General features: G+C 56.3%; 26 protein-coding genes. 6 read left to right on the top strand and 20 right to left on the bottom strand.

The window, feature by feature from the left end; all coding sequences use genetic code 11:
- Positions 1 to 40 precede the first annotated feature (40 nt).
- Positions 41 to 985: an ABC transporter ATP-binding protein gene (locus ACU6HM_RS03650; protein ID WP_009462116.1), complete on the top strand. Its 945-nt coding sequence runs from the start codon at positions 41 to 43 to the stop codon at positions 983 to 985.
- Positions 982 to 1,743: an ABC transporter permease gene (locus tag ACU6HM_RS03645; RefSeq protein ID WP_369326910.1), complete on the top strand. Its 762-nt coding sequence runs from the start codon at positions 982 to 984 to the stop codon at positions 1,741 to 1,743. Before ACU6HM_RS03650 ends, ACU6HM_RS03645 begins: the two co-directional genes overlap by 4 nt.
- Before the next feature lie 90 nt (positions 1,744 to 1,833).
- Here ACU6HM_RS03645 and ACU6HM_RS03640 read toward each other — a convergent pair whose 3' ends face one another.
- From ACU6HM_RS03640 to ACU6HM_RS03630, 3 genes are all read right to left on the bottom strand, one after another.
- A complete protein-coding gene (locus ACU6HM_RS03640) occupies positions 1,834 to 2,352 on the bottom strand; it encodes a GNAT family N-acetyltransferase (RefSeq protein ID WP_420869931.1) in 519 nt (172 codons plus the stop codon).
- A 48-nt stretch (positions 2,353 to 2,400) separates the two neighbouring features.
- Positions 2,401 to 2,886, bottom strand: coding sequence for a YajQ family cyclic di-GMP-binding protein (locus tag ACU6HM_RS03635; protein WP_009462123.1), 486 nt, complete (start codon positions 2,884 to 2,886; stop codon positions 2,401 to 2,403).
- Positions 2,887 to 2,960: 74 nt separating this feature from the next.
- Entirely contained in the window at positions 2,961 to 4,613 is a 1,653-nt protein-coding gene (locus ACU6HM_RS03630) for an acyl-CoA synthetase (protein ID WP_009462125.1), read from the bottom strand.
- A 199-nt stretch (positions 4,614 to 4,812) separates the two neighbouring features.
- On the opposite strand from ACU6HM_RS03630, the gene crcB reads away from it, so the two are divergent.
- Both crcB and ACU6HM_RS03620 read left to right on the top strand, forming a co-directional pair.
- Positions 4,813 to 5,199, top strand: coding sequence for a fluoride efflux transporter CrcB (gene crcB, locus ACU6HM_RS03625; RefSeq protein ID WP_009462127.1), 387 nt, complete (start codon positions 4,813 to 4,815; stop codon positions 5,197 to 5,199).
- Positions 5,196 to 5,948, top strand: a complete 753-nt coding sequence (locus ACU6HM_RS03620) for a glutamine amidotransferase (protein WP_009462129.1) — start codon at positions 5,196 to 5,198, stop codon at positions 5,946 to 5,948. Before crcB ends, ACU6HM_RS03620 begins: the two co-directional genes overlap by 4 nt.
- Here ACU6HM_RS03620 and ACU6HM_RS03615 read toward each other — a convergent pair.
- Positions 5,897 to 6,724, bottom strand: coding sequence for an AraC family transcriptional regulator (locus ACU6HM_RS03615; RefSeq protein ID WP_446763351.1), 828 nt, complete (start codon positions 6,722 to 6,724; stop codon positions 5,897 to 5,899). The genes ACU6HM_RS03620 and ACU6HM_RS03615 overlap by 52 nt on opposite strands.
- An 85-nt stretch (positions 6,725 to 6,809) precedes the next feature.
- Between ACU6HM_RS03615 and ACU6HM_RS03610 the strand changes: the two genes are divergently transcribed.
- Complete coding sequence (locus tag ACU6HM_RS03610; protein ID WP_060185163.1) at positions 6,810 to 7,814, top strand: bile acid:sodium symporter family protein; 1,005 nt, start codon at positions 6,810 to 6,812, stop codon at positions 7,812 to 7,814.
- 93 nt (positions 7,815 to 7,907) lie between these two features.
- On the opposite strand, the gene ACU6HM_RS03605 is transcribed toward ACU6HM_RS03610, so the two are convergent.
- From ACU6HM_RS03605 to pdxR, 12 genes are all read right to left on the bottom strand, one after another.
- A complete protein-coding gene (locus ACU6HM_RS03605; RefSeq protein ID WP_022983149.1) occupies positions 7,908 to 8,390 on the bottom strand; it encodes a hypothetical protein in 483 nt (160 codons plus the stop codon).
- A 226-nt stretch (positions 8,391 to 8,616) separates the two neighbouring features.
- The gene (locus ACU6HM_RS03600) at positions 8,617 to 9,432 is read right to left on the bottom strand and encodes a prolipoprotein diacylglyceryl transferase family protein (RefSeq protein WP_446763350.1); all 816 of its coding nucleotides are present in this window, start codon (positions 9,430 to 9,432) and stop codon (positions 8,617 to 8,619) included.
- 97 nt (positions 9,433 to 9,529) lie between these two features.
- Positions 9,530 to 10,192 (bottom strand): phosphoribosylanthranilate isomerase, encoded by a 663-nt coding sequence (locus tag ACU6HM_RS03595; protein WP_009462139.1) that lies wholly within the window; start codon positions 10,190 to 10,192, stop codon positions 9,530 to 9,532.
- Positions 10,193 to 10,251: 59 nt separating this feature from the next.
- Positions 10,252 to 11,925: a TRAP transporter large permease gene (locus tag ACU6HM_RS03590; RefSeq protein WP_021446531.1), complete on the bottom strand. Its 1,674-nt coding sequence runs from the start codon at positions 11,923 to 11,925 to the stop codon at positions 10,252 to 10,254.
- A 2-nt stretch (positions 11,926 to 11,927) separates the two neighbouring features.
- Positions 11,928 to 12,545 carry a TRAP transporter small permease subunit gene (locus tag ACU6HM_RS03585; RefSeq protein ID WP_009462141.1) on the bottom strand — a complete coding sequence of 206 codons (618 nt, stop codon included), beginning with the start codon at positions 12,543 to 12,545 and terminating at the stop codon, positions 11,928 to 11,930.
- A 186-nt stretch (positions 12,546 to 12,731) separates the two neighbouring features.
- Positions 12,732 to 13,547: a tRNA pseudouridine(38-40) synthase TruA gene (gene truA, locus ACU6HM_RS03580; RefSeq protein WP_026483363.1), complete on the bottom strand. Its 816-nt coding sequence runs from the start codon at positions 13,545 to 13,547 to the stop codon at positions 12,732 to 12,734.
- A 12-nt stretch (positions 13,548 to 13,559) separates the two neighbouring features.
- Positions 13,560 to 14,966 (bottom strand): type IV pilus assembly protein FimV, encoded by a 1,407-nt coding sequence (locus ACU6HM_RS03575; protein WP_021446530.1) that lies wholly within the window; start codon positions 14,964 to 14,966, stop codon positions 13,560 to 13,562.
- A 2-nt stretch (positions 14,967 to 14,968) separates the two neighbouring features.
- Positions 14,969 to 16,093, bottom strand: coding sequence for an aspartate-semialdehyde dehydrogenase (gene asd / locus ACU6HM_RS03570; protein ID WP_026483365.1), 1,125 nt, complete (start codon positions 16,091 to 16,093; stop codon positions 14,969 to 14,971).
- Positions 16,094 to 16,138: 45 nt separating this feature from the next.
- Complete coding sequence (leuB, locus tag ACU6HM_RS03565; RefSeq protein WP_009462147.1) at positions 16,139 to 17,215, bottom strand: 3-isopropylmalate dehydrogenase; 1,077 nt, start codon at positions 17,213 to 17,215, stop codon at positions 16,139 to 16,141.
- Between the two features lie 120 nt (positions 17,216 to 17,335).
- A complete protein-coding gene (leuD, locus tag ACU6HM_RS03560) occupies positions 17,336 to 17,980 on the bottom strand; it encodes a 3-isopropylmalate dehydratase small subunit (RefSeq protein WP_009462149.1) in 645 nt (214 codons plus the stop codon).
- A 13-nt stretch (positions 17,981 to 17,993) separates the two neighbouring features.
- A complete protein-coding gene (gene leuC, locus ACU6HM_RS03555; RefSeq protein WP_009462151.1) occupies positions 17,994 to 19,397 on the bottom strand; it encodes a 3-isopropylmalate dehydratase large subunit in 1,404 nt (467 codons plus the stop codon).
- 234 nt (positions 19,398 to 19,631) lie between these two features.
- The gene (pdxR, locus tag ACU6HM_RS03550) at positions 19,632 to 21,059 is read right to left on the bottom strand and encodes a MocR-like pyridoxine biosynthesis transcription factor PdxR (RefSeq protein ID WP_446763349.1); all 1,428 of its coding nucleotides are present in this window, start codon (positions 21,057 to 21,059) and stop codon (positions 19,632 to 19,634) included.
- Between the two features lie 181 nt (positions 21,060 to 21,240).
- Between pdxR and ACU6HM_RS03545 the strand changes: the two genes are divergently transcribed.
- The gene (locus ACU6HM_RS03545) at positions 21,241 to 21,672 is read left to right on the top strand and encodes a carboxymuconolactone decarboxylase family protein (protein ID WP_088450159.1); all 432 of its coding nucleotides are present in this window, start codon (positions 21,241 to 21,243) and stop codon (positions 21,670 to 21,672) included.
- 258 nt (positions 21,673 to 21,930) lie between these two features.
- On the opposite strand, the gene ACU6HM_RS03540 is transcribed toward ACU6HM_RS03545, so the two are convergent.
- The 4 genes from ACU6HM_RS03540 to ACU6HM_RS03525 form a co-directional block, all read right to left on the bottom strand.
- Complete coding sequence (locus tag ACU6HM_RS03540) at positions 21,931 to 22,431, bottom strand: GlcG/HbpS family heme-binding protein (RefSeq protein ID WP_196784024.1); 501 nt, start codon at positions 22,429 to 22,431, stop codon at positions 21,931 to 21,933.
- Positions 22,432 to 22,525: 94 nt separating this feature from the next.
- The gene (locus tag ACU6HM_RS03535) at positions 22,526 to 23,164 is read right to left on the bottom strand and encodes a response regulator transcription factor (RefSeq protein WP_088450161.1); all 639 of its coding nucleotides are present in this window, start codon (positions 23,162 to 23,164) and stop codon (positions 22,526 to 22,528) included.
- Positions 23,161 to 24,627 (bottom strand): sensor histidine kinase, encoded by a 1,467-nt coding sequence (locus tag ACU6HM_RS03530; protein ID WP_446763348.1) that lies wholly within the window; start codon positions 24,625 to 24,627, stop codon positions 23,161 to 23,163. The genes ACU6HM_RS03535 and ACU6HM_RS03530 overlap by 4 nt, the downstream gene beginning before the upstream one ends.
- Positions 24,628 to 24,847: 220 nt before the next feature.
- Positions 24,848 to 25,675 (bottom strand): M48 family metallopeptidase, encoded by an 828-nt coding sequence (locus ACU6HM_RS03525; protein WP_009462160.1) that lies wholly within the window; start codon positions 25,673 to 25,675, stop codon positions 24,848 to 24,850.
- Between the last annotated feature and the right edge of the window lie 32 nt (positions 25,676 to 25,707).

The following is a 25,707-nucleotide window of genomic DNA, read 5'->3' as shown; positions in this document are numbered from 1 at the left end:
CAAACCCTGTCGGCACAGCAAAAGGGTCATTTTACTGTCTATGCAGAACACTCCTGATTCTCACGCTATTTTGCGTGTTCGAGGCCTGAGCAAACAATACGCAAACGGGCATCAAGCCCTGCACGCTTTGGACCTGGATATTTGGCGGGGCGAGATTTTTGCCCTGCTCGGCTCCAACGGCGCAGGCAAAACCACCTTGATCAGTATTATCTGCGGGCTGGTCAATCGCAGCAGCGGCACCGTTCTGGTAGATGGCGCAGACAATGTCGCCGACTACAAGCGCGCCCGCCAGAAAATTGGCCTGGTGCCGCAAGAGCTAAGCGCCGATTCCTTCGAGACAGTCTGGAATACCGTCAGCTTCAGCCGTGGCCTGTTTGGCAAAGCCCCCAATCCGGCCCTGATCGAACAGATTCTGAAGGACTTGTCGCTATGGGACAAGAAAGACAGCCCCTTGATTACGCTCTCGGGCGGCATGAAACGCCGCGTCCTGATCGCCAAGGCGCTTTCCCATGAACCGGAAATCCTGTTTCTGGATGAACCTACCGCCGGTGTGGACGTGGCCTTGCGCCAAGGCATGTGGGCCTTGGTGAAACGGCTGCGCAGCCAGGGGGTCACCATTATTCTGACCACCCACTACATCGAAGAAGCCCAGGAGATGGCCGACCGCATCGGCTTCATCAATAAAGGTTCACTGCAACTGGTGGAAACCAAAGACAATCTGATGCGCCGCCTGGGCGGTAAAACCCTGAGCCTGAATCTGGCCGAGCCGATCAGCGCCCTGCCCGCTGCGCTGGAAACGCTGGGACTGCAAAGCACTGCCGACGGCATGAGCCTGCTCTACCCCTTGACCAACCGCGAACAAGGTCATGACTTGAGCAATTTGCTGGCGGCAGTTGGGCAAGCGGGGCTGACCATTACCGACATCCATACTCGCGAGCGCAGTCTGGAAGATATTTACGTTGAGTTTGTAGGGGCACAGTCATGAACTGGTACGCCATCCTGGCCATTTATCGCTACGAAATGTCACGCACCCGACGCACCCTGCTGCAAAGCATCGTAGCCCCCGTGATTTCCACCGCCTTGTATTTTGTGGTGTTTGGCGCTGCCATGGGCCATCGTATCAATGAAATCGGCGGCGTGCCCTATGGCGCGTTTATCGTGCCTGGGCTGACCATGCTGTCGGTGTTGACCCATAGCGTCTCCAACGCCGCCTTCGGAATTTACTTTCCGCGCTTTACGCGCAATATCTACGAGATTCTGTCTGCCCCCATTTCACACTTCGAGGTGACCTTGGCCTTTGTGGGCGCAGCAGCCACCAAGTCACTGTTTCTGGCGGCTATCATCCTGATCACGGCGCGGCTATTTGTGCCTTACGAAATTGCCCACCCTATCTGGATGCTGTGCTTTCTGGCCTTAACCGCCCTGACCTTCAGTCTATTGGGTTTCATTATCGGTATCTGGGCCGACAACTTTGAAAAGCTGCAATTCGTGCCCATGCTGATTCTGACGCCACTGACCTTTTTGGGCGGCACCTTCTATTCCATCGACATGCTGCCCGAGTTCTGGCAAAAACTGACCTTGCTGAACCCGGTGCTGTACCTGATCAGCGGCTTTCGCTGGAGTTTCTTTGATCTGGCCGATGTGAGTGTGTGGCTGAGCCTGGGCATGACACTGCTGTTTTTAAGTGTGTTTCTTGCCGTGGCGGGCTGGATTTTCAAAACGGGCTATCGATTGCGCCCGTAAATAAAAAAGGCCGGGAATATTTCCCGGCCTTTTTTGGGAACTCGAACAGGACACGCAGTCGCTAAATACTGAACGTCCCCTCAGAACAGTTCAATCGGGATGCACAGCGCAATCCATAAAACTGGCTTGCTCTCCATACTGACGCAGCTTTGCTTCCAGCACGGGTGCAGGCACCCCTTCAATCGGCTTGTAGCCCAGACGCTGCCAATAAGCCACGGCAGGCCCCAAGGACACCAGACTGCAGCGACGCAAGCCACGCTGCCAGGCATAGCGGCGACCGGCTTGCAACAAAGCTCCGGCCACCCCACGGCCTTGCGCGCGACGCATCACGGCGCAGTCGTGAATAAACCATTGGTCTGCGGGCGAAGGCAGGCTATTCAACGCATCGCCCAGGGACGGCGGCAAAAGGCCCGCCCAAGGGTAGGACACCAAATAACCCTGCAGTTGATTATCGGTATCACGTGCCACCCAGCAGCTATCCGGAGCCAGATCCAGACGGTTCTGATAGAAGCTGCGGTCTTCCAGAATATCCGCGTCGTACACATCCGCCTGGACTTCCAGCACCTGACCCAGATCGTGCACACGCATTAATTCAATTCGTACATTCATAGCTGATACACGGCGGCGTCACGTCGCCACCGTGCCGTTTCACTCGGTTTAGTCGCGGAAGTTATCGTACTGCAAAGGCAATTCCACATCGGTCTGTTTCAACAAAGCGATGGCAGCCTGCAAGTCGTCCCGTTTCTTGCCGGTTACACGCAGTTTTTCACCTTGAATCTGCGTCTCCACTTTCAGCTTGGCGTTCTTGATGGCGGCGATCAGTTTCTTGGACGTAGGTTGGTCCAGACCTTGACGCACTTTCACTTTCTGCCGCGCGCCGGCCACGTTTTCCAGAACCTTCTCGGTCTCCAGGCAGCGCACATCAATACCGCGGGCAGCAATACGGCCACGCAGAATCTGCATCATTTGCTCGAGCTGAAACACGCTGGGAGCCGATTGCAAAATGGTGTTCTCGTCTTCGAGTTCAAATTTGGCATCCGTACCTTTGAAGTCAAAACGGGTAGCCAGTTCGCGGCTGGCTTGTTCCACTGCATTACGCAGTTCGTGGGTGTTGACCTCGGATACAACGTCAAAAGATGGCATTCCTAACCGTCCTGTTCCTTAAGTGCAGACAGGCCGCATGAAGCGACCTGTGTGCTTTTTAGAAAACGCTGCTCTTAGTCCGAAGCGGCTTGCTTGGCCTGCTGACGCAGCGCGAATTTCTGTATTTTACCTGTTGCCGTTTTGGGCAACTCCATAAAACTGAAATGTCGCGGTATTTTAAAGCCAGCCAAGTACTGACGGCAATGCGCTCGCAGTTCTTCCACCGTCACTTCCGCACCGGGGCGTAGCTCCACATAAACGTGAGGCGCTTCACCCCAACGCTCGTCCGGCTGGGCTACAACGGCCGCCGCCTGCACGGCTGGATGGCGATACATGACGTCTTCAATCTCGATGGAAGAAATGTTCTCGCCCCCGGAAATGATGATGTCCTTGCTGCGGTCCTTGATACGTACGTAGCCGTCCGGCTCGCACACGGCCAGGTCGCCGGTATGGAACCAGCCACCGCCCAGGGATTCCTGGGTGGCCTGCGCGTTCTTCAAATACCCCTTCATGGTGATATTGCCGCGGAACATGATCTCGCCCATAGTCTCGCCATCGGCAGGAACGGGCTCCATGGTTTGCGGATTCAAAACCTGTACGCCCCCTTGCAGGTGATAACGCACACCTTGACGGGCATTGCGCTGCGCACGTTCCTGGATATCCAGTTCACTCCAGGGTGCATGCTGCGCACAGACCGAGGCGGGGCCATAAGTTTCGGTCAGGCCGTAAACGTGGGTCAGCGCAAAGCCCATGCGCTCCATCCCTTCAATCATGGTGGCCGGAGGTGCAGCGCCTGCCACCATGGCCGACACGCCCTTGGGCAGCCGAGACTTCAGCGCTTCGTCGGAGTTGACCAGCAGAGAGTGCACAATCGGCGCACCACAATAGTGGGTGACGCCGTAATCGACCATATTGTCGACCATGGCCTGGGCTTCCACCTTGCGCAAACAGACGTTCACACCAGCACGGGCCGCAATCACCCAGGGGAAAGTCCAACCATTGCAATGAAACATGGGCAGGGTCCACAGATAGACCGCGTGCTTGGGCATGTCCCATTCCAAGACATTGGACAAGGCCCCCAGATACGCGCCACGGTGGTGGTAGACCACGCCTTTGGGCTTGCCGGTGGTACCGCTGGTGTAGTTCAGGGCAATTGCATCCCACTCGTTGGCGGGCAATTGCCAGTCGTAATCCGGGTCACCACCGTCCACGAACTCTTCGTAGGTTTGCGAGCCGATACGTTCTGCGCCGGTGTCAAAATAATTGTCCACGACGTCGATGACCAGAATGGGCTCTTTGCTTTCGCGCAGGCTCAAGGCTTCTTTCATGACGGCGGCAAATTCGCTGTCCACCAGCACCGCACGCGCTTCGCCGTGATCCAGCATATAAGCGATGGTGCTGGCATCCAGACGGGTATTCAAGGTATTCAGTACGGCACCGCACATGGGCACACCAAAGTGTGCCTGAACCATGGGCGGAGTATTGGGCAACATCACGGCCACGGTATCGCCTTTGCCAACCCCAGCCTTGGACAGCGCACTGCCCAGCTGACGAGTACGGGCATACAGCTGCGACCAGCTCATCTTGATGCCGTTTTGGGCGGGCCCGTAAACCAGAGCCGGGTAGTCAGGGTAGACAAAAGCACTGCGCTCGATGAAATCCAGCGGCGACAAAACACGATAATTGGCGTCTGTCTGGGGCAAATCCTGATCGTAAATACTCACCACAAAGTCTCCAAAAAAGGGCGGGCTAACCGAAATTCACGGCGGTCCGTCTGATAATTGCGCTCTTACATTAGCTGGCTACGCGCCTTTGGGCAAGATCGCCTTTTTAGCTATAGAGGCGCATAATGACACGCTATCCTAGGTATATATCGCGACCGGCTGACTGCTCGCTGACAGTTTGCCCCCTACCTGAAGGCTCTTCATGCCCGTAGCCATGCTGTATATTGCCGCCGGTGGTGCCCTGGGCGCATTGGCGCGTTGGTTCCTGAGTCAGGCTTTGAATGCCCTGTTCCCCACCCTGCCCCCCGGTACTTTGCTGGCTAACTTGATTGGCGGCTATTTAATGGGTATCGCAATGGCCTATTTCAGCGGCTTGGGCCTGGGTCACGAAGGCTGGCGCATGTTCGTCATGACGGGCTTTCTGGGTGGCCTGACCACTTTTTCCACCTTTTCCGCCGAGATCATGACCTTGATGATGCAGCAGCGTTATCTGTGGGCCATGGGCGGCATTGCCATCCACGTTGCCGGTTCCCTGCTCATGCTGGGTCTGGGCATGGCCACGTGGAGCCTGTTTCGGGGGCAAGCATGATAGACGTCCATTTTCTTCAGGCCGGCTCCCCTCCTCCTGATGTCGAGCAGCGTTTTGGCAACCAGAATGCCTGGTTCAAACGCGCTTTGCAGCCCCTGGATGTCAATGTCCACACCTGGCGAGTCCATCAGGATGATGCCCTGCCAGCGCCGGACTGCCCCGACCCGGTGGTAATCAGTGGTTCCTGGAACATGGTCACCGACAAACTGGACTGGAGTGAAAACCTGGCCGCCTGGATTCGGGAACGCTATCAGACACAAATGCCTTTGCTGGGTATTTGCTACGGCCATCAGTTAATGGCCCACGCCTTGGGCGGGCGCGTGGATTACCACCCCAAGGGGGCCGAGGTCGGCTACCTGCCCATTCACTTGTCCGAGCAGGCCCACGAGCATGAACTGCTTGCCAATCTGCCCATGCAATTTCCTGCCCTGCTGACGCACCAACAAAGCGTATTGAGCTTGCCCGAGCATGTGGAAATACTGGGCAGCTCTGCGCATGATCCGCATCAAATATTGCGTTATGGCCCCGCGCAGTGGTCGATTCAGTTTCACCCTGAATTTTTTGCCGGCCTGCTACGTTACTGCGTGCTACGCAAGGCCGAATCCTGGCGAGCCCAAGGCATAGATCCCCAAACACTGGCAGACCCTATTCAGGACACGCCCGACGCCCATCGTCTGCTGTGCAATTTTGTACAGGCTTACTCGTCCAGCGGCCCTAATGGCCGACGGAAAAACTCGCCGGGCGTTTGACCCATCAAATCCCGAAAAGCCGCCACAAAGGCCGACATGCTTTCATAGCCACAAGCTAACGCAACATCAGTGACACGCTCTTGCCGCTCCAGCAAAGGCAAGGCACTCATGACGCGCAGTCGCTGACGCCAGACCCGGAACGTCAGCCCGGTCTGCTGACGAAACAGACGGCTCAGGGTTTTTTCTGACAAACCCTGTTGCTCTGCCAAATCCTGCAAACTCCAATCGCCCGAAGGCTGGGCCTGCAATTGTTCGCAGACCTGCAAAAGACGCGGGTCCGAAGGCCAAGGCAGAATCAAACCACTTTCAGGCGCCGCCAGCAAACGATCCAGCAGGACCTGCACCAGACGCCCCTGCGCCCCCTCACGCTCGTACAGCACAGGCAAAAGGCTGAACTCGCGTATCAGCTCGCGCAGCAAACGGTCTACCACAACCACTCGACACGCCGTGGGGGCTTCTGGCAAAGCGCTGACATCGATGTAAAGACTGCGAATCTGCGCATCAGGCGAGCTACGCACCCCATGTTCCACACCCGCAGGCACCCACACCGCCTGCTGAGGCGGCGCCATGAAACGCCCGCTGGCAGTACGCACTTCGATCACCCCCGTCAGCGCATAGGAAAACTGCACCCAGGGATGCCGGTGTGGGCGGGCAATGGCCTGATTGGGCAAGGTACGCTCCTGACCATATAAAGGCCTGGGTAGATAGCGTAACTGCTGCAAACTCTCCGGAATTCGCTCCGCAGGCATCAGAATGTCCGTTTGTCGATAATCCATATCCGTTTAGCGATAAACCCCCAAAAAGGTCTACGGTAAAGTGAGGCCTTTCATAACGCAAGCCTTTCAAGCCTCTAACAAACCCATGTTCTCTCAACTGCGACTGCTTTTTGACAACTTCACCCTGATCCTGATCGGCGTAGTGGCACTGGCAAGTTTCTTTCCCGCCTACGGCCAAGGTGCGGTGTTCTTTGACGTGATCACTGGCCTGGCGATTGCCCTGCTGTTTTTCATGCACGGGGCCAAGCTATCCCGCGAAGCCATCATTGCTGGGGCCACCCACTGGCGTTTGCACCTGCTGGTCTTTGGCTGCACCTTTGTCATGTTCCCCCTGCTGGGCCTGCTGTCCAAGCCCATCTTGCTGCCATTGCTGGGCATGCCCTTGTTTGTGGGCATTCTGTACATGTGCGCCCTGCCCGGCACCGTGCAATCGGCCATTGCCTTTACCTCGATTGCTCGCGGTAACGTGCCTGCCGCGATTTGCAGCGCCTCGGCCTCCAGCCTGATCGGTATTGTGCTCACCCCCGTCTTGTTGAAGTTGCTGCTTGATGCAGACGGTGGTTCGGCCACTTCGACCCTGGACGCCATCAAGAAGATCAGTCTGCAATTGTTGTTGCCTTTTGTGGTCGGCCACTTGATGCGCCCCCTGATTGGCAAATGGATGGATCGCAACCGTAAATGGCTGCGCAGCGTGGACCAGTCCTCCATCTTGCTGGTGGTCTACACCGCTTTCAGCGCCTCGGTGATTGGCGGCCTGTGGCAAGCCGTACCGCCCAAGTCCCTGGCTATCCTGGCCGTAGTCTGCCTGGTCTTGCTGGCCATCATCCTGTTCCTGACCACTTGGCTGGCCCGCAAGCTGGGCTTCAATAAAGAAGACGAAATCACGATTGTCTTCGGTGGCTCCAAGAAAAGTCTGGCCACTGGCGTACCTATGGCCCAAGTGCTGTTTACTGGCGCCGCCATTGGCCCAGCCCTGCTGCCCATCATGATCTTCCACCAGATCCAGTTGATGGCTTGTGCTTTCATTGCGAATAAGTATGCGCAACGGCCTGAGACTCCTGAGGAAGCGATCAGCTTGCAAAAGGCCTGATAGCACTCCATCGTCAGCAGCCCCCCCGACACGTGGGGCTTGCTTTGGAGACAGCGGCACATAAAGAAACCGGCTTGATGCCGGTTTCTTTATTCATAGATTCGAGATGTAGACAAAGATATCGGTGCCGTCGTACTTGAAGGAACCATCGGGATTTTTTTGAGTGAGCACCTTGCGCAAATCGACCGGATGTAGCCAGCCTGCTCCCAGCAAACCGCCATTGATCGCCCGAATTTCGGTCCCTCCAACCGCGACGGCAGCATGGAAGAACTCCATGCCCTTGACTCGACAAAAGCCAATGGCCTTGCCGCCAGGCAAGGAATTCCGACCATCCCACATTCTGCCTTCAGCAAACTTGAATACCGGCAGCCAGTTCTGCGCCGAAATGGAAGTCAGCTGATCAAAACTGATTTTCGCATTATATAAATAACGCATATAGGCAGCGGCGTCATAACACACCCCTTTCATATAAGCCGTAATATCATCTGGCCCATGGATCAAGTGATTATCTGCATAGATAATTCTATCGGACGCTGAAAGCTTCGCCGTCTTCGTTCCTTTCTCTGTCAAATTCATGGCTAAACCCTTGTAAACAGATAAAAAACAAGGGCCTATAGTAGCAGTCGGATTCAGTTAAAAACCTGAAACCAAGCTTGATTATCGATTGAATTAACTAATTGAAAACAAGGCGACAGCCTAATTAGCATCTTTATATTATTTGAATAAAAACTTGTTTATTCAAAAAATAAAAAACAGTCAAAAATAAAAAGAAAAAACCGGAATCAATAGCAGCAAAATATTTCTATTTCAGCTTATTGATCTTGTCGTTCAAGGTTGCAGCAGACAACTCCCCGGCTCGGACATCCACCAAACGTCCCTGCTCGTCCAAAAACAAGGTGGTAGGCAAGCCACGGCTGCGCACGGCCTGGCCCAGCTGCATTTGCGGGTCGCGCCACATATTATCCAGCTCCAGATTCTCGTCTATCAGGTACTTCTGGATCTCGGCCAGTTCCTCGCCCTGGTTCGCAAACACGATATTCACGTCGGACCGGGTGGATTGCACTTGCTTGAAGGCAGGCATTTCGCGGCGGCACGGAGGACACCAGCTGGCCCACAAGTTAACGACCGTGACCTTGCCTTTATACAAATCCAGATTTTGCGGCGCACTGACATCAAGCTGCATAGGGATCAAGTCTATCTCGGGCAATGGCATGGCGGTTTCCACTCCCCCTCGCCCTGTCGCGACCATGATTAGCGAAAATGCCGCAACACCAACGGCCAACCCTCCCGATACAGCAGGCAAAACGGCCTTGTCACGCAGCACGCGCCACAGCACATAGAACCAGCCTGCCGTCACGGCTGCCGGAATCATCAGACCGCCGTCACGCAAATCCAGCCAGCTCAAGGGTTCGCTTTGATAGAACTGCCATTGCTGGATCAGAAAACCCAAACGACCGACCAGCACACCCAGAATCATCGCGCGCCACAGCACCGATTCGGCTCGGGTCTGCTTGCGTCTATCCAGCCAGGCGGCCAGAAACAGCCCCAGCAATGCCGCGACCATAAAAGCAAATAGAGACGTGGCAAAGGTAAAGGGACCGAGCTGTATGCTTTGCATAAACATAAATCCTGACAAGACCAAATAAAGATCGACCCGCCATAAGCGGGTCGGGGCAATAAGTACAGACAGCGTCGCTGCTAAAAGATTCCCTCAATCAGGAGGCGCTACTCAAAATCTGCATGAATTGGCCCATTTTCATTTTGCATTTGATGCCCGGTTCCAGCTCGACTCCACTGCTGACATCAATCGCATAGGGGCGATGCAAGGCGACTCGTTCGGCCACATTGTCGATACGCATGCCTCCGGCAAGGACCAGCGGCGGCAGCCCGTCATGGCCTTCCAGACACGCCTGCAGCCCCTGAATCAGCTCCGGATCAAAAGCCGTACCGGTGCCGCCATAGGCATCGTGATAACCATCCATCAACCAGGCACGGGCATCCTGATACTTCAAGCATTGTTCCAGCAGGCCATCCACTGTATCCAGACCAGGCGCACCGACTCGGAAAGCCTTGATATACGGATGCGCGTAGCGACGGCATTCTTCCGGGCTTTCTTCACCGTGAAATTGCAGCAAGTCCGGTTGCACCTGTTCCAGAATTTCCCGAACAAAGCTCTCGGACGCATTCACAAACAGGCTGACTGCCTGCACAAACGCCGGCACACGGGCGCGCAGGGCAACAGCCTGCTCCGTACTCAGCATACGGGCACTTTTCGGGTAAAAGACAAAACCCACCGCATCCGCGCCCAACTGCACGGCAGCATCAATATCCTGCGCTCGGGTAAAGCCACAAATCTTGACTCGGGTACGGCTGAACATCACACATCCTTGAATAAAAAACGGGGGCCAGATGCCCCCGTGTGAATCATGAAATAAGCTTATTGGAAACTGCTGGCCGCGTCATCCGTTCCAAATCCGTAGCTGTCAGAACCGTAAGTCGATTCCGTACCAAACTGGATTTGCGAATCCTCCAGCAGAACTTCGCCGTGCTTATAGTGCGTAACCAGTCCGGGGAAGACCAGTACCGTTGCCACCATCAACAACTGAATGATAATAAACGGTACCGAGCCCCAGTAAATATCCGTTGTGGCCACACGCTTGATGCGCTCGCCCGTCACCTTGTCGGTGTAGTCCTCTTTGGGGGCCACCGAACGCAGGAAGAACAGCGCAAAACCAAAGGGCGGGTGCATGAAGGAGGTCTGCATATTGACCGCCAGCAAGACACCGAACCAGATCAGGTCAATGCCCATCTTGTCGGCAATCGGCCCGAGCAGCGGCACAATAATGAAGGCCAGCTCAAAGAAGTCCAGGAAGAAAGCCAGCAGAAAGGTCAGGATACTGACGATAATCAGGAAGCCCCACTCGCCACCGGGCATGTCGATCAAGAGGTGTTCCACCCACAGATCGCCATTAATGCCACGGAAGCTCAGGCTAAAGACGGTCGAACCCACCAGAATGAAGACCACGAAGCAGGACAGGCGGGTCGTCGATTCCATGGCCTGACGCAGCAGCTTCCAGGACAGGCGGCCGCGAGATACCGCCATGATGATGGCACCGACCGCCCCCATCGCCCCACCCTCTGTGGGCGTTGCCACCCCAATAAAGATCGTACCCAGCACCAGGAAGATCAGGAACAGCGGGGGCACCATCACAAAGACCACACGCTCGGCGATCTTGGACAGCATTTTCAGCTTGAGCAGCTTGTTGATCAGCGCGATCACCCAGGCCGTTACGCCCCACAACAGCAGCAGCACGACAATGTGCTCGTCCATCGGGATATTGGGATGCGTGGCAAAGTAATGCTGCGAGCCGAAATACGCCACGGCCGAGGCCACAATCGTCAAGGCGATCAGCGAAGTCAAACCACGACTGCCGTTAGGCTCTACATACACACGGGCCTCGGGTGGCAAGGCGGGAGCCGACTTGGGCTTGATGTAAGACATCACCACAATGTACAGAATGTAGATCGCTACCAGCAGCAGACCCGGCAGCATGGCGCCACGGTACATATCACCGATGGAGCGGCCCAGTTGGTCAGCCAGAATGATCAGCACGATGGAGGGCGGGATGATTTGCGACAAGGTGCCTGAGGCGGCAATCACCCCGGTTGCCAGCTTGCGGTCATAGCCGTAGCGCAGCATGATGGGCAAGGAGATCAGGCCCATGGAGATGACGGAGGCCGACACCACACCCGTTGTAGCTGCCAGCATGGCACCGACCAGCACCACAGCAATTGCCAAACCACCACGCAAAGGCCCAAAGAGCTGGCCAATGGTATCGAGCAGATCCTCTGCCATGCCTGATCGCTCTAATATCAGGCCCATCAAGGTAAAGAAGGGAACCGCCAACAAGGTATCGTTCTCGACAATACCAAATACACGTTGAGGCAAGGCCTGGAACAAGGCCGGCTGCATCATGTCCAGTTCAATGGCAACCAGGCCGTACAAAATTCCGATTGCCGACAAGGTGAAGGTAACGGGAAAGCCCAATAGCAAAAATACGATCAAGTTAAAAAACATGATCGGAGCCAGATTATCAACGAGAAATTCCATTATTACTGGCCCTTGGAAACAGAGGTTGTCGCTTCATTTGCCTGGGCCATCTCGCGAATCTCCTGGGCAAGTTCTTCTTCTGCACTCAGTCCGCCATTCCTTAATAAAGGATTAGGACAGGCACCAAGCAAAAAGCCTATGCATTTGATCAGGTGGGATACCCCTGCCAACGCCAACAGAGCAAAGCCGACGGGGATCAGCAACTTGACCGGCCAACGTACCAGCCCCCCCGTATTGGAAGACTGCTCGTTAAGCACATAGGACTGCTCAAAAAATGGAATCGAGAGCCAGAAAATCAGCAAGGTCGCGGGCAGGAGGAAAAAGATCACACCGATAATATCGATCCAGATCTGAACGCGCGGCGGAAAACGTTCGGCCAGGGCATCCACCCGAACATGCTCGTTCACAAAGAAGGTATAACCAGCGGCCAGCAAGAAAATTGCACCGAACAAATACCACTGCAACTCAAGCCACTGATTGGAACTGACGCCGTAGACCTTGCGTACTACAGCGTTAATCGCACTGACCAACACCACGATCAGGGTCAGCCAAGTCACGGACTTACCAACGACCGTATTCAGACGGTCGATCAAACTAGACAATCGTAAGAAGAATTTCATGGCCTTGCTCAGGATATGGTCGCCTTCAGGATTCGCTTGTGGCTAATGCTCGAAGGTGGTCGGCCTTATACAGATAAGAATGTAAGAGAAGAAAATGGCTTCACATTTTATACGATTGAAGCATGTGAAGCCGGTTCGAATACCGGGGATAAACCCTTTAGAAACGGACTGAATCATGATTTTTCTTCAGGCCGTTTCACCAAAACGCAATCCACTTAACTCATAGAGCAAATCGTAGGGATTGCTGGCGGGAATATCAAACTGATCGGGGTAATCCACCCCGGCCAGATACAGACCACTGGCATCGAAGGTCGGGGCTGACAAGCGGCGATCGCGTTGTGCCAATAAATGCAGCGCCCAATCAGGCGGCTGACGACCTTGGCCAATATAAATCAGCATGCCCATCAGATTGCGGATCATGTGATGTAAAAAGGCATTGGCGCTGAAACGGAACAGAAAAAAGTCGCCCTGCTGTTCAATCCGGATCTGCGACATGGTGCGCACCGGACTGGCCGCCTGGCACTGCGAGGAACGAAATGCGCTGAAATCATGTTCGCCCACCAGGTGCTGGGCGGCCTCTTGCATCAGAGCCAGGTCCAAAGGACGAAACACCCAGGCCACTCGACCATGCAGCAAGGGGGAACGCACCCGGTGCTGGCGCAGCAGATAAACGTAATGACGGCCTTGGGCCGAGAAGCGGGCATGAAAATCATCTGGCACTTCGCGTGCCCATTGCACGGATACAGAGTCCGGCAGCAAGGCATTCAAGCCGCGTACCCACGACTCCAGGCTGCGCTCGGCAGCCGTATCCAGATGAACCACTTGATTGAGGGCATGAACGCCAGTGTCGGTGCGACCGGCGCAGATCGTAGAAACAGGCTGGGCCGTAAAACGGCCCAGTGCCTGCTCCAGAACATCTTGAACGGTGTTGCCACCGGCCTGACTTTGCCAACCCAGCCAGGGCGTCCCTTCATAGCAGACACCCAATGCAATACGTCTCATGGTGGGTTTGCCTTACTGACGAACGGGAGGCTCGTCCGAAGGCGGCTGATCCAAGTCCAGATTAATTTTTTCCAGCTTTTCCCGAACCATCGCTTCACTGACAGGCGCAGGGGAATCATCGCCATGGCGATTTTCAGTATTGGCACGACGCAAAACCCAGGTCACCAGGACCACAATCAACGCCAGTACCACGGCCATCACGGCCAACATATTTTCTTGAATCCAGGACACGGTCTTTTTTGCCTTGTTAACTGCACCGGCCATCTTGCCCTGTTCGGGCTCGGACGGCACGGAAATCGCTCCTGCCACGGCGGCAGAAGAAGCGGCGCCTGAGGCGCCAGAAGAAGTACTACCAGTAGCAGCATCGCTGCCGGAGTCACCCAGACCCAGCTCCTGCGCTGAATCCAGGATCAGATCTTTAGCGGCCTCGCCTTGAGACTGCAAGGCACGGCCCAGGGTGGAGACATTCTCTTCCAGCTGCGAGACACGATCGCCGGTCTCGCGCAGCTCGTGCTGCATTTGCTGTTTGGCGTCACGGGCATCTGCCCCTGCCGACAATAGCAAACGATCCTGGCCTTGCACCTGAGCACCTGGCTCGCCGGAGCCTGTTTGTGCTACACCTTGAGACGCATCCGCCTGATCCTGCCCTGCTTGCGCAGCGGAGCGCAAGGCCTGAGCCTGGTCAACATAGAAGCGGCGAGCTTGGGCATCGTCAATGGACAACATGGCCGCCGCATCAGGAATCTGTAGCGTTTGGCCCGCCTTCAGGCGATGCATATTCTGGTCGATGAAGGCATTCGGGTTCTGCTTTTGAACCGCCATCATCCACTGATAAGAGCTGACACCATCCACCGCATGGCGGCGCGCCAGGGCATGCAAGGTATCACCCGATTTCACGCGTACCGCACTTTGGGTCTGCACACTGGATGCAGAGCTCGAAGCAGAAGCCTGCACGGATACCGGTGCCCGATACGCTGCCTGTGGCTGAGCCACTGCCTTCACGGCCACCGGGGCCGGAGCCAGTACGCTGACCTGATGCAGGAACTGCCCGCTATCACTTTGAATCTGCAAGAGCACATCGGCCACCGAGCCCGAGAACATCTGCTCGGAGGACAACCGAATGCGTCGTACTTGCCCCTGCCCATCCCGCTCGATCACGGCCTTCAAGGAGTCCAAGTCAACCGGAGGGGTCAAGCCCGCCTGTTGCCAGGCGGACAAGGGGGCAGGTGTCACCTTCAAGGACAGGCTTTCTTCAGGGCTGATCTGTCGAATGCCCACATCCAGCTTGAAAACCTGATTAGGAGCCGACACAAAACGACTATGACCGATTTCCAGGGCGGAAACCGGCGCAGCCGCCAGCATCCCGGCCAATAGCAGGGCCGAACCCAGCGTACGTACAGGATGCAGGCGGCCAGCCATGATTAGAGCTCGCCCAAAGCGATGCGCAACATGCGGCGCAGCGGTTCAGCCGCACCCCACAGCAACTGGTCGCCAACCGTGAAGGCGCTCAGGTACTCGGGGCCCATGTTCAGCTTGCGCAGACGGCCCACAGGGATATCCAGCGTGCCGGTGACGGCAACTGGAGTCAGCGCTTCGACCGTGGCTTGACGCTCGTTAGGCACAACCTTGGCCCACTTGGACCCTTCAGCCAGGATGTCGGTGATCTCGTCCAGCGGAACATCGCGGGTCAGCTTGATGGTCAGTGCCTGGCTGTGGCAGCGCATGGCACCGATACGCACGCACAGACCGTCGATAGGAATGTGCTTGTCCTGTGCACCACGGCCCAGGATTTTGTTGGTTTCCACACCGCCTTTCCACTCTTCACGCGTCATGCCATTACCCAGATCGGAGTCGATCCAGGGGATCAAGCTACCGCCCAGGGGTACGCCAAAGTTTTTCTGAGGCAGATTGGGGTCGCGTTGTGTCTGCAAGACACCGCGGTCAATATCCAGAATGGCCGATGCGGGATCGTCCAGCAGGCTGGAGACGGACTGGTTGATCAGACCGAACTGAGTCAGCAGTTCGCGCATATGCTGTGCGCCACCACCGGAAGCAGCCTGGTAAGTCATGCTGGTCATCCACTCAACCAGATTCTGGTTGAACAGACCGCCCAGACCCATCAGCATGCAGCTAACCGTACAGTTGCCACCGATGAACTGCTTGCCACCTTTGGCCAGTGCAGCATCGATAACAGGACGGTTGATCGGGTCCAGCACGATCACGGAGTTTTCGTCCATGCGCAGCGTGCTGGCCGCGTCAATCCACAAACCATTCCAGCCAGCGGCACGCAGCTTGGGGTAGATCTGGCTTGTGTAATCTCCACCCTGGGCGGTCACAATAATTGGCAACTTTTTCAAGGCGTCAATATCGTGGGCGTCCTGCAATGGGCCAGCACCGTCAGCCCACGAAGGAGCTGCGCCGCCAGCATTGCTAGTCGAGAAAAACACCGGCTGAAAAAGGGAAAAATCGCCTTCGTCGCGCATGCGCTGCATGAGCACGGAGCCCACCATCCCACGCCAGCCGACCAAACCTACCGCTTGAGTCATGGTAATACCACCTGGATATATAAAAAAATAAAACGATAAAAGATACTATCGCAAAGCCTTGAGCACTGCATCCCCCATAGCACTGGTGCTCAGCAATTGGCAACCGTCTTCGTAGATGTCGCCGGTACGCAAACCTTGTTCGAGCACGCTGGCAACCGCCGCTTCGATACGCTTGGCCTGGTCTTCTGCATTGAGCGAGTAGCGCAGCAACATGGCAGCGGACAAAATGGTGGCCAAAGGATTGGCCTTGTCCTGACCGGCGATATCGGGTGCCGAGCCGTGGCTGGGTTCGTACAAACCTTGCTGGGATGCGTTCAGAGATGCCGAAGGCAACATGCCAATGGAGCCTGTCAACATGGCTGCTTCATCCGATAGGATATCGCCAAACAGGTTGCCTGTGACAATCACGTCAAATTCTTTTGGTGCGCGCACCAACTGCATGGCGGCATTGTCCACGTACATGTGGCTCAATTCCACGTCCGGATACTCACGGGCCACATCAATCATGATGTCACGCCAGAACTGGGATGTTTCCAGCACATTGGATTTATCCACGCTGCACAAGCGCTTCTGACGTTTTTGTGCGGCCTGGAAACCCACGTGAGCGATACGGCGCACTTCGCTTTCAGCATAGTGCATGGTGTCAAAGCCCTGACGCTCGCCCGCGAAGTTGCCCTCTTCCACCGTACGCACGCCACGAGGCTGACCGAAGTAAATATCACCTGTCAGTTCGCGCACGATCAGGATATCCAGACCGGACACAACTTCTGGTTTCAAGGTAGAGGCGTTAGCCAGTTGCGGGTACAGGATGGCGGGACGCAGGTTGGCGAACAGGCCCATGGCACGACGCAAACCCAAAATGGCTTGTTCGGGACGCAGGTGACGCTCCAGCGAGTCGTATTTCCAGTCACCCACGGCGCCGAACAGCACAGCGTCGGAGTTTTGAGCCAGGCTCAGCGTTTCAGGTGGCAGGGGGTGGCCGTGCAAATCGTAAGCGGCGCCGCCCACGGGAGCCACGGTCATTTCCAGATCCATGCCCAGAGCACCCAGTACGCGCTGCGCCTGTTCGGTAATCTCGGGACCGATGCCATCACCGGGCAATACTGCAATTTTATGAGTCATGATGAGTAGGACGTAAAAATTAGGGAATAAGTGTGAAGAACTCCGGCCTGATGGCCGGAGCATCTTGGCTGCCACAGAAAGGCAGCAACAGCGAAGCTTCTACAAAACCTGCGCCCAGGCTCAAGGCTGACCAACCAGCCAGGGGTGACGGGCCAGACGCTCGGCTTCGTACTGACGGATCATGTCCGCTTTCTGCAAGGTCAGGCCAATTTCATCCAGACCATTCAAGAGGCTGTGCTTGCGCGACGCATCGATAGTGAACGGCAATTCACGGCCTTCAGGCGTGATCACGCGCTGTTCGGCCAGATCAATACGCAGCTTGTAGCCGGGGAAAGCTTTGACTTCATCGAACAGGCGGGCAATATCCAGCTCGTTCAGGACGATGGGCAGCAAGCCGTTCTTGAAGCTGTTGTTGAAGAAAATATCGGCAAAAGACGGCGCGATAATGGCGCGAAAACCATATTGCATCAAGGCCCAGGGAGCGTGCTCACGGCTGGAGCCACAACCAAAGTTCTTGCGCGCCAGCAGTACGGAAGCGCCCTGGTAGCGGTCCTGGTTCAGCACAAAGTCCGGGTTCAGCGGGCGGCGGGAATTGTCCATGCCGGGCTCGCCGTGATCCAGATAACGCAACTCATCAAACAAGTTGGGGCCAAAGCCGGTGCGCTTGATGGATTTGAGGAACTGCTTGGGGATGATCAAGTCCGTATCCACGTTCTCCCGATCCAAGGGAGCGACCAGACCTTCATGAGTAGTAAATGCTTGCATGGTGTGGATTTCCTCAGTTGAACGAACGCACGTCGACAAAATGGCCGGCAATGGCGGCAGCCGCTGCCATGGCTGGGCTGACCAGGTGGGTACGACCACCCTGCCCCTGACGTCCTTCAAAGTTACGGTTGGAGGTCGAAGCGCAACGCTCGCCCGGTTCCAGACGGTCAGCGTTCATGGCCAGACACATGGAGCAACCAGGCTCACGCCATTCAAAACCGGCGTTCAGGAAAATCTTGTCCAGACCTTCTTGTTCGGCTTGACGTTTCACCAGACCGGAGCCGGGAACAATCATGGCCTGCTTGACGTTGGAAGCGACTTTGCGACCCTTGGCCACGCTGGCAGCCGCACGCAAGTCCTCGATACGGGCATTGGTACAGGAGCCAATGAACACGCGGTCGATACGGATGTCGGTCAACGGCATATTGGGCGTCAGGCCCATGTACTCCAATGCACGCTCCATGCCATTGCGGGTGACTTCGTCTTTTTCTTTCTCTGGATCGGGTACGCGGCTGTCGATAGGCAAGACCATTTCAGGCGAGGTGCCCCAAGTCAACTGAGGGGTGATCTGACTGGCATCGATGCGAATCACGCGATCAAACTCGGCACCTTCGTCAGTGTGCAAGGTGTTCCAGTAAGCCACAGCCTGATCCCACAACACGCCTTTGGGCGAGTAAGGACGGCCACGCAGATACTGAATGGTTTGCTCGTCCACAGCCACCATGCCTGAACGTGCACCGGCTTCAATCGCCATATTGCACACGGTCATGCGGCCTTCCATAGACAAGGCGCGAATTGCCGAGCCGCCGAACTCAATGGCGTAACCGGTACCACCAGCAGTACCGATCTGACCGATCACGTACAGGATCAGGTCCTTGGCAGTACAGCCAAAAGGCAGCTTGCCGTCCACCTGGATCAGCATGCTTTTGCTTTTCTTCATCAGCAAGGTCTGAGTGGCCAGCGTGTGCTCGACCTCCGAGGTACCAATACCAAAGGCCAAAGCGCCCACGGCACCGTGCGTGCTGGTGTGAGAGTCACCACAAACCACGGTCATGCCGGGCAAGGTCGCGCCCTGCTCGGGGCCGACAATGTGCACAATGCCCTGACGCACGTCGTTCATGCGGAATTCGGTAATGCCGAATTCTTCGCAGTTGGCGTCCAGGGTATCGACCTGCAGGCGGGAGATCGGGTCTTCAATACCGTTCTGACGGGAGGTGGTGGGGACGTTGTGGTCCGCCACAGCCAGGTTGGCACTGATGCGCCAAGGCTTGCGGCCGGCCAGAGTCAAGCCTTCAAAGGCCTGGGGGCTGGTCACTTCATGCAGCAAGTGGCGATCAATGTAGATCAAACAGGTGCCATCCGTGTCCTGATGCACGACGTGTTCGTCGAACAACTTATCGTATAAGGTTTTTGCCATTGCGCTCTCGCGATTCAGTTGAAATTACAGTCCGCACAGAGCGGGCTGCACATAAATTTTTTCTTATTATGACAGGCGTAATAACTGGGACAAGACCAGTGTCCATACTAGTATTGGGACTACCACCCTAAATAGAAACATGCCCCTGAAAAAGGTCCCCCGGAGCCTTGTCAAAGAAAGCTCTGAAAGACCAACATCGTCAGCCTTGGCGATTGCTTCAGGCCGGACTCTTGTTCAAGAAGGTTCAGCAATGGCCAAGCTCAAACGCTCTACCCATTCATCGGCCATGCCCTGATCGCTAATATTGGCAAAGCCCATCAACAGCCCCTTATGCACCGCAGGCGATATTTGCCAGTCGCTCAAAGCCTGAACGGCCAGGCCCTGTTCCTGGGCAGCCTTGGCCAAAGGCCGGTCATCTTCTGCCCTCCTCAAATTGGCAAGCACATGAATCCCGCCTGCCTGGCTTTGCACCTGCAAGCGCTCCCCCAATATCTGTTGCAGCGCCTGTACCAAATAAGCCCGACGTTGTGCATACAAAGCCCGCATCTTGCGCAAGTGCCGCGCAAAGTAGCCCTGCTCCATGAAGTCCGCCACGGTAGCCTGCGTCAGGATGGAACCCGGCCCGCCTGAATAGTGAGCCGCCTGCTGGAAACGCTCCACCTGGGACAAGGGTGCGACCAAGTACGCCAGCCGCAAACCGGGATTCAGAACCTTGCTGAAGGTGGCGGTATAGATCACCCTGTCGTCCCTATCCAGACTTTTCAGGGCAGGCAAAGGACGCCCATGATAGCGAAACTCGCTGTCGTAATCGTCCTCCACAATCCAGGCCTGCTGCTGTCTGGCCCACTCCAGCAATTGCAAACGCCTGGGTAGGGACATGGCCATGCCCATAGGGCTCTGATGAGTGGGGGTCACGATGGCAAAGCGTGCCTGTGGGCAATGCTGCTGCCCGGCTATAAGGTTCAGGCCGTCTTCATCCAGCGGCACCGCATGCACGTGCATGCCGGCCTGCTTCAAGAACTGGCGGGCAAAAATATAGCCAGGATTTTCGTACCAGCCCGCGTCACCCGGATTCAGAACGCTACGACACACGAGCTCCAGCGCCCCCCAATACCCGGCCGTCACAAAGATCTGCTCCGGCAGACAAGCTATGCCGCGCGATACGCCCAAATAAGCCGCAATAGCCCGCCGCAACGGCGCATAGCCCACCGGATCGGGGTAACGCATTGCCACGCCCCCCAAAGAGCGCTGATTCTGGTTGGCCAGTCGTGCCCAGGTCTTGCGCGGAAAGGCATCCAAAGCCGGCAGGCCCAGCTGAAATGGCAAAGGGGGTGAGTCTTCTGCTGGCACATATGGCGAGGCACGCAGGGATGAGGCAGGGACACTGGCATATCTTTTCGCAGCCAAACTGGCCAACTGCGGTGACACCACCGTTCCTGCCGGCCCTCGTGCCAGAAAGTAGCCTTCACCCAGCAAGATTTGATAGGCCTGCTCCACCGTACCCTTGGCCACATTCAGCTCACTGGCCAGACTGCGTATGGATGGCACCCGGTCGCCGGGGCGCAATTGGCCTGCAGCAATCGCATCCCGAAAGCGCTCGTACAACTGCTGATAAACAGGAATGCCTGGTTCCCGGCTGGGTTTCCAGTGGCGTAGATCCATACCCATGTCCTAGTCAATTACTGATTTCTTGTCACTGATGACTGGGACATTACTCAGGGATAATCAACAAGTAAAGCAGATAGCCCGGCTTGATGACTAGACTGCTACAAACAGCGCATCAAACACAGCCACAGAACCAAAGTCTGCCCTGCCCTCTGTCTTACTTTCGATTGGATACGCCATGAGTACACTTCGCCTTCCCTACGACACCCTGTCTCCCAAAGCCTATCAAGGCCTGCTGCAAACGAAGCTTGCTTTGGACAAAAGCACTCTGGGCAAAGAGTTGATTGAGCTGGTTAATTTGCGCATTTCGCAAATCAACGGCTGCTCCTTCTGCCTGGAGATGCACGCAGCCTCCTTGCGCAGCTCGGGCGTGGCCAATGCCAAGATAGACAGCCTGGCAGGCTGGCGTGTCAGTGCGCACTTTAACGAACGCGAACGCGCGGCCCTGGAATGGACAGAATCCGTGGTGGATGTTGCTCACACTCATGCACCCGACGAGCACTTCGAGCCCTTGAAAGCCCATTTCAGCGATACAGAAATTTCGGATCTGAGTTTTGCGATTGCCTTGATGAGCGCCTTCAATCGCTTGGCCATCAGCATGCGCAAGTGAACGCGAAGGATGATTCTGCAGCGGCAAGAATCAAAAACCCTACGCCAGAAGTCAATCGTCAGACGGAATACGACCGTTCAGCGGCAACACTGAACGGTCAGCTTATTTGCCAACAATCCCGCCTTTACCGCAGGCCTTACCGCAAACACATCAAGCGATCCCTGAACTAGCCATGCAGCAAACCCCCGAAGCTTGGAGTAATGTCCAAGTTCCGGGGGGGACAGTTCAGGGGCGGCTCCCCAATCTGCAGGAATGCGACTACTTCAGATCGGCCTTCAGGGTTTCCAGAGCCGCTACGGCGCACGCTTCGTCCAGGTGGCCGCCAGGGGCACCGCCCACGCCGATGGCGCCTATCGTGTCATTGCCGACCTTGACCGGCACGCCGCCGCCCAGCAGCAGAAAGCCCTGGATATCGCCCAGATTGGCGGCACCGGCATTTTTCTGCGAACCCTCTAGCATGGCGCTGGTCAGGCTGCGGGCCGAAGCGGACGTATAGGCCTTGTCGATGCTAGCATTGACCGTATGCGGACCGGCCTGGTCGGCACGTTGGAGCGCACGCAGTACGCCAGCGCGGTCAACCACAGCCGCCGACACGTTGTAACCTTTGGTCGAGCATTGCTTGACGGTTTCGCTAGCCAAACGATTAGCCAGATCCAGGGAGATGTTTTTTTCGGTCAGCACACCCTGGGCCTGGGCGGCACCAGCGGCAAACAACAACGCCATCAAAAGGGAAGAGCGCAACATAGCAGTAATCTCCATTTATCAGTTCCGACAACATTGTCGGCATGGAAAAACTATACTTGCGCCGCCCGAACGGAACTATTCGGGCGCTTACCCTGGCATCTACGTAGTTTTACGGAGAGGCACTCACCAAGCTGGCATAATGCCGAATCAGGTGGGCCAGGTTATCGACCTGCAGTTTGGCAAACAGGTTGGCGCGATGCGTTTCAACTGTACGGGGCGACAGCGACAGCGCACGACCTATCTCCTTGTTGGTCAAGCCCTCGACAATCAGCGCCAGCACCTCGCGCTCGCGCTCGGACAAACTTGTGTAACGTTCACGCACCCACTGGTCGGCCGCAAGACGCTCACGACGGCGCACGTGCTGACGCACGGCCTGCTGAACCGTGTCCAGCAACACATCGTCACTGACCGGCTTTTCCAGGAACTCGACAGCACCCGCCTTGAAGGCGCGCCGGCACATATCCACCGTGCCGTGCCCGGTCAACAGAATGATAGGCTGATCCACGCCTTGTTCAATCAGAGTATCGAGCAAGGTCAATCCACTGATGCCGGGCATGCGCACATCCAGAATCAATGCCCCGATAGACTGCCGATCAAAAGACTCCAGAAACTGCTGCGGATCCGCCCAAGTCTGCACCCGTAACCCGACTGTGCTGATCAGCAAGGACAAGCTTTGACGCACGGCGGCATCATCGTCCAGCAGGTGGATCAAGGGCGACAGGCTAGAGCCATTTTCAGTAGGGTTCATGATGCTTCCTCATCCACGAGTTGCAGTTCCAGCGCAAACACGGCTCCCCCCATGGGATCGTTGAACGCCTTCAAGCCGCCGCCCATGGCCTGAGCCAGCGACTCGCTCAGGCTCAGGCCCAGACCCAGGCCGTCGGAGCGCGTCGTAAAGAAAGGCTCGAACACACGATCCAGATGCTGCGGGACTATTCCCGGGCCATTGTCACGTACGGTCAATTCCACGCGCCCTTGTCGCTGCAACACTTCGAGCCAGATGCGCGGATTGCTGATCTGGGCTACGCCCAAAGCGGATACGGCATTATTGAGCAGATTGTGGATGATTTGTCCGAGCGCCACGGGTTCACCAACAACAACGACATCGTGTGAAGGAAGGCGTTTTTCCAGGGTAATACCATGCCGCTCCAACTCCGGCATCAGCAAATGCACAGCCTCGCCCAACACCCGCGTCAAGGACACCGGGCAGCACTGCTCAGCCAGACCGCTTTCACACAAGCTGTGCCGCAGGCGTGTCAACACGCTGGCCGCACGCTTGATCTGCTCCACCGAATGCGCCATGGCTTCACGTGCCGGCTCCAGGTCGGGGGGATCATCCTGCAAGAGCCGCAGGCTGGCTTGTGTATTGGCCAATACGGAGGTCAAAGGTTGGTTCAATTCATGCGCCAGGCCCGCGGCCATTTCACCGAGCGCATTCAAACGGCCCACCTGACCGATACGCAGCAACTCCTGAGCGCGCAAGGTCTGTTCACGCTGTTTGCGCACATAGATGACCAGCGCCACCAGCAAGGCACTGGCCAGGGCGAACAGTGCCGCCTGTCCCCAAGGCAGGTCGGCATAGCCCACGACGCGACGCGTATGCAATTGAAAGGATTGGCTGGTGGAAGTCATTGTCTTGCCTGACTGGAATACCACAGGCCCGGCATGCTCCAACCCAGGACTGATCACCCATTGTTGGTCCTGCCACTCCAGCACCACGCGCACGGGACTGCCATCACGCCGAAAAGGCCATTCGTCCCAGGCGATGGCGGCATTCAAATCCAGCAGCACGGCAAAGCTGGCCGGATGCGCCGCTACCAGCAGAACATAGCGCCCTTGTGCCAGTTGCACATCCGTCAACACGGCGCGCTCGGCCTTTAGAGACTGCAACTGCGCCTGCTGCCATTGAGGATTGGCCCACGCGACGTCGCTCTCTTCGCGATAGATCGCCATGATCTGGGGAAACATGGCTTTCAGCGTTCCCAGACGTTCAATGCGCTGCACGGGCGGCTGCAACAGGGCCAGCATTTGTAAAATGGCGTCATGCTGGGCCAGACGCTGGCCCAGCAGCCGGTAGGCTATATTGCTTTGCACCGTGAATGCCTCCTGCTGCCGCGCCAGTTCAGCGCGCGTCAACACGATGGCGCCGGCCAAAGACAGGCCGAGCCAAATCAACAAACCATACAGAAAAGTGCGATGGCGCGATTTCATGAGTGCATTGTGAGTATGGGAAACAATCAGATAAATAGGTCGACGGGTCGAGAAACCAGGCTTTCCTATACTAAACAATGTCCCTGTCCCGCGCCGTTGCGAGCGGCAAGGTCTGGATCTCAGTTCCCACTCCATGATGAGAGCTGAGCTTGGCAATCTCCAACAAAGCCTCATCAAGGGTGTTGTTCATTTCAGATCATGAACCTCTGAAGCCAGCCTTTCACGGCTTGGCCGCCTGCTGATACAAGGGCATGACGCGTTCCGAGATCGCCTGCAAATCCGCAATACGGGTTGAGGAAGCCGGGTGAGTAGAGAGGAACTCCGGCTGACTTCTGCCCTGCTCCAGGGCCCCCATCTTCTGCCACAAGCTGACCGCAGCACGCGGGTCGTAGCCTGCACGCGCAGCCAGCTCAACCCCGATCAGATCGGCCTCGGATTCGTGAGTGCGGCTGTTAGGCAGTTCAAACATGACTTCGCTGAGCGTACCGCCCAAATCGTTCACAGCCTGCACACCAGTCAGGGCGGAGAGCACCGTCAAACCGAAAGAAGTCGCCATTTTCTGGGAAACCTGCTCACGCGAATGCTCGCGCAAGGCGTGAGCAATCTCATGCCCAATGACAGCAGCCAGTTCCGCGTCCGTTGGCTGAATCCGTTTGATCAAGCCGCTGTAAACCGCCATCTTGCCGCCCGGCATGCACCAGGCATTAACTTCGTCCTCATTGATGACGTGGACTTCCCAATTCCAGGAACGGGCGTCCGCCCGGAAAACACCGACTTGATCGATCAGGCGTTGGGCAATGGACTTGACCCGACGAGTCTGGGCCGCATCGGTATCCAGCGCCTTTTGCTGCCGAGCCTGGGACAAGACCTGAGCATAATTCTGGGCCGCCGCCTGATTGAGCTCGGCCTCGGACACCAGATTGGAGATAAATTGTTTGCGTTCGACACCTACCGTCCCGCTTTCCGTCGTCTGCACCGTGGCACAGCCCGTCATGGCCAGTATCAACCCCGCCGCCAAAAAGCGTTTTCCTTTCGCAATACCTTTCATGCTCAGCTCCAAAAAACAAACCTGACAAGAAA

It is taken from the genome of Alcaligenes sp. RM2, assembly GCF_052931795.1.
This window is presented reverse-complemented; position numbering and strand designations above follow the sequence as displayed.

Excerpts from the sequence above, each read along its gene's own strand:
- ACU6HM_RS03650 (WP_009462116.1), top strand. The coding sequence starts at position 41 with ATGCAGAACACTCCTGATTCTCACGCTATTTTGCGTGTTCGAGGCCTG.
- ACU6HM_RS03645 (WP_369326910.1), top strand. The coding sequence starts at position 982 with ATGAACTGGTACGCCATCCTGGCCATTTATCGCTACGAAATGTCACGC.
- ACU6HM_RS03640 (WP_420869931.1), bottom strand. The coding sequence starts at position 2,352 with ATGAATGTACGAATTGAATTAATGCGTGTGCACGATCTGGGTCAGGTG.
- ACU6HM_RS03635 (WP_009462123.1), bottom strand. The coding sequence starts at position 2,886 with ATGCCATCTTTTGACGTTGTATCCGAGGTCAACACCCACGAACTGCGT.
- crcB (WP_009462127.1), top strand. The coding sequence starts at position 4,813 with ATGCCCGTAGCCATGCTGTATATTGCCGCCGGTGGTGCCCTGGGCGCA.
- ACU6HM_RS03620 (WP_009462129.1), top strand. The coding sequence starts at position 5,196 with ATGATAGACGTCCATTTTCTTCAGGCCGGCTCCCCTCCTCCTGATGTC.
- ACU6HM_RS03615 (WP_446763351.1), bottom strand. The coding sequence starts at position 6,724 with ATGGATTATCGACAAACGGACATTCTGATGCCTGCGGAGCGAATTCCG.
- ACU6HM_RS03610 (WP_060185163.1), top strand. The coding sequence starts at position 6,810 with ATGTTCTCTCAACTGCGACTGCTTTTTGACAACTTCACCCTGATCCTG.
- ACU6HM_RS03605 (WP_022983149.1), bottom strand. The coding sequence starts at position 8,390 with ATGAATTTGACAGAGAAAGGAACGAAGACGGCGAAGCTTTCAGCGTCC.
- ACU6HM_RS03600 (WP_446763350.1), bottom strand. The coding sequence starts at position 9,432 with ATGCAAAGCATACAGCTCGGTCCCTTTACCTTTGCCACGTCTCTATTT.
- ACU6HM_RS03595 (WP_009462139.1), bottom strand. The coding sequence starts at position 10,192 with ATGTTCAGCCGTACCCGAGTCAAGATTTGTGGCTTTACCCGAGCGCAG.
- ACU6HM_RS03590 (WP_021446531.1), bottom strand. The coding sequence starts at position 11,925 with ATGGAATTTCTCGTTGATAATCTGGCTCCGATCATGTTTTTTAACTTG.
- ACU6HM_RS03585 (WP_009462141.1), bottom strand. The coding sequence starts at position 12,545 with ATGAAATTCTTCTTACGATTGTCTAGTTTGATCGACCGTCTGAATACG.
- truA (WP_026483363.1), bottom strand. The coding sequence starts at position 13,547 with ATGAGACGTATTGCATTGGGTGTCTGCTATGAAGGGACGCCCTGGCTG.
- ACU6HM_RS03575 (WP_021446530.1), bottom strand. The coding sequence starts at position 14,966 with ATGGCTGGCCGCCTGCATCCTGTACGTACGCTGGGTTCGGCCCTGCTA.
- asd (WP_026483365.1), bottom strand. The coding sequence starts at position 16,093 with ATGACTCAAGCGGTAGGTTTGGTCGGCTGGCGTGGGATGGTGGGCTCC.
- leuB (WP_009462147.1), bottom strand. The coding sequence starts at position 17,215 with ATGACTCATAAAATTGCAGTATTGCCCGGTGATGGCATCGGTCCCGAG.
- leuD (WP_009462149.1), bottom strand. The coding sequence starts at position 17,980 with ATGCAAGCATTTACTACTCATGAAGGTCTGGTCGCTCCCTTGGATCGG.
- leuC (WP_009462151.1), bottom strand. The coding sequence starts at position 19,397 with ATGGCAAAAACCTTATACGATAAGTTGTTCGACGAACACGTCGTGCAT.
- pdxR (WP_446763349.1), bottom strand. The coding sequence starts at position 21,059 with ATGGATCTACGCCACTGGAAACCCAGCCGGGAACCAGGCATTCCTGTT.
- ACU6HM_RS03545 (WP_088450159.1), top strand. The coding sequence starts at position 21,241 with ATGAGTACACTTCGCCTTCCCTACGACACCCTGTCTCCCAAAGCCTAT.
- ACU6HM_RS03540 (WP_196784024.1), bottom strand. The coding sequence starts at position 22,431 with ATGGAGATTACTGCTATGTTGCGCTCTTCCCTTTTGATGGCGTTGTTG.
- ACU6HM_RS03535 (WP_088450161.1), bottom strand. The coding sequence starts at position 23,164 with ATGAACCCTACTGAAAATGGCTCTAGCCTGTCGCCCTTGATCCACCTG.
- ACU6HM_RS03530 (WP_446763348.1), bottom strand. The coding sequence starts at position 24,627 with ATGAAATCGCGCCATCGCACTTTTCTGTATGGTTTGTTGATTTGGCTC.
- ACU6HM_RS03525 (WP_009462160.1), bottom strand. The coding sequence starts at position 25,675 with ATGAAAGGTATTGCGAAAGGAAAACGCTTTTTGGCGGCGGGGTTGATA.